The 1,871-nt window shown below is 65.4% G+C and carries 1 protein-coding gene; it reads right to left on the bottom strand.

All coding sequences use genetic code 11. The annotated features are described in order from the left end of the window. Positions 1-295: 295 nt before the first annotated feature. Positions 296-1,558 (bottom strand): IS256 family transposase, encoded by a 1,263-nt coding sequence (locus tag WAW85_RS16815; protein ID WP_422560726.1) that lies wholly within the window; start codon positions 1,556-1,558, stop codon positions 296-298. Positions 1,559-1,871: the final 313 nt, after the last annotated feature.

Raw genomic sequence — 1,871 nt, 5'->3', positions numbered from 1 at the left:
CCCAGGCAAGTGCCGACCGGTCATCTCGAAACTTTCCGAAGATCGACGCACGAACATCTCGTTCCTCGAGACGCAGACTGAAAGCATCCGGGTGCCCCTTGTCCTCAAAGACGCCCGCGACAGTATTCAATGAGAATGCAAGGTCCTGAGCGGACCCGATGGCATCAGGCTGACGAGCCTGCAACTCTCGACATAACGACAATGCCTCTTCATACACCGCACGCGCGCGGTCAAGTCCCAGGGCGTGGTGTAGGTCGGTGATCTCTTCGAGTTCTCTGGTTGTTGGTTGTGTGGGTTATGCGGCGGGGAGTTCGGGTGTGCTCTGGTTGGTCACCTCCTCGGTGTTGTTGTTGGTGTTGGTGCTCGTGCCCGTTGCTCTGCAGCGTGCGAGGACGTCGAGGCCGAGGTAGCGGCGGCCTTCTGCCCATTCGTCGGTTTGTTCGGCCAGGACGGCGCCGACGAGGCGGATGATCGCGTCGCGGTTGGGGAAGATCCCGACCGAGTCGGTGCGGCGGCGGATTTCGCGGTTGAGGCGTTCGGCGGGGTTGTTCGACCAGATCTGGGTCCACACGTCCTTGGGGAACGCGGTGAACGCGAGGACGTCGGGGCGGGCGTTGGCGAGGTGCTCGGCCACGTCGGGCAGGCGGTCTTCGGTGTACTCGATGAGCCGGTCGAATTGGGCGCCCACCGCTTTGGCGTTGGGCTGGTCATAGACCGAGTGGAGCATCGCTTTCACGGCCGGCCACATGCTTTTCGGGCACACGTCCATCAGGTTCGCCGCGTAGTGGGTACGGCACCGTTGCCAGCCGGTACCGGGCAGGTTCGCCGCGATCGCGTCGACCAGGCCGCGGTGCGCATCGGAGGTCACCAGCTTGACCCCGGACAGCCCGCGGGCGACCAGGTCGGCGAAGAACGTGTTCCAGGCCGGGCCGGTTTCGCTGGTGGCCACGTGCAGGCCCAGGACCTCTCGGTGCCCATCGGCGTTGACGCCGGTCGCGACCATCGCGACCGCGTTCACGACCTGCCTGTTCTCCCGCACCTTCATCGTCAGGGCGTCGGCGGCAACGAACGTGAACGGCCCGGCGCTATCGAGGCGGCGGGTACGGAAGGCCTGCACCTGGCCGTCGAGTTCCTCGGCCATCCGGGAGACCTGGGACTTCGAGAGCGAGCTGATCCCGAGGGTCTTGACGAGTTTGTCCATGCGCCGGGTCGAGACCCCAGCGAGGTAGCAGTCTGCGACCACCGTGATCAGCGCCGATTCGGCGCGCTTGCGGCGCTCGAGGAGCCACTCGGGGAAGTAGCTGCCCGACCGGAGTTTCGGGATGGCGACATCGATCGTGCCGGCCCGGGTGTCCAGGGGCCGGTGGCGATACCCGTTGCGCTGGTTGGTGCGCCCGGCCGAGCGCTGGCCCCATTCGGCGCCGCAGACCGCGTCGGCCTCGGCCGAGAGCAGTGCGTTGATCATGGTCTGCAGCAAATCGCGCATCAGATCCGGAGACGCGTCAGTCAGGGCTTGGCTCAACAGGCCGGCAGGGTCGACAATGTGAGGTGCGGTCATCGTGCTGGGTTCCTTCTCGAGTCGGTTGTGAGAGATCACTCGAAAGAATCACGCGGTGGCCGCACTCATGTCCAGCAGCGACACGCTGCCAGGCCTGATCCCGGCCACCGGGCTACACCACCCTAAGGGGCACTACCCCCTGTCGGCGACCCCGCATACTTCGGCTGCCCTCCGGAGCGAACGCCGCCCGCACGGTGTTCCGTGCCAGACCAGCGTGCCGAACCGTTGCCTTCATCGACAAACCCTCAGCCCTTCTGAAGCCGACGAATCGCGGCCTAATCCTCCACTGAAAGCACTCTCCATAGTGCCGAGG

It is taken from the genome of Gordonia sp. (in: high G+C Gram-positive bacteria) (assembly GCF_049299075.1).
In the GTDB taxonomy this organism is placed as follows: Bacteria; Actinomycetota; Actinomycetes; order Mycobacteriales; family Mycobacteriaceae; genus Gordonia.
This window is presented reverse-complemented; position numbering and strand designations above follow the sequence as displayed.

What these genes read in the sequence shown, in the direction of transcription:
- WAW85_RS16815 (WP_422560726.1), bottom strand. Translation starts at nt 1,558, where the DNA reads ATGACCGCACCTCACATTGTCGACCCTGCCGGCCTGTTGAGCCAAGCC.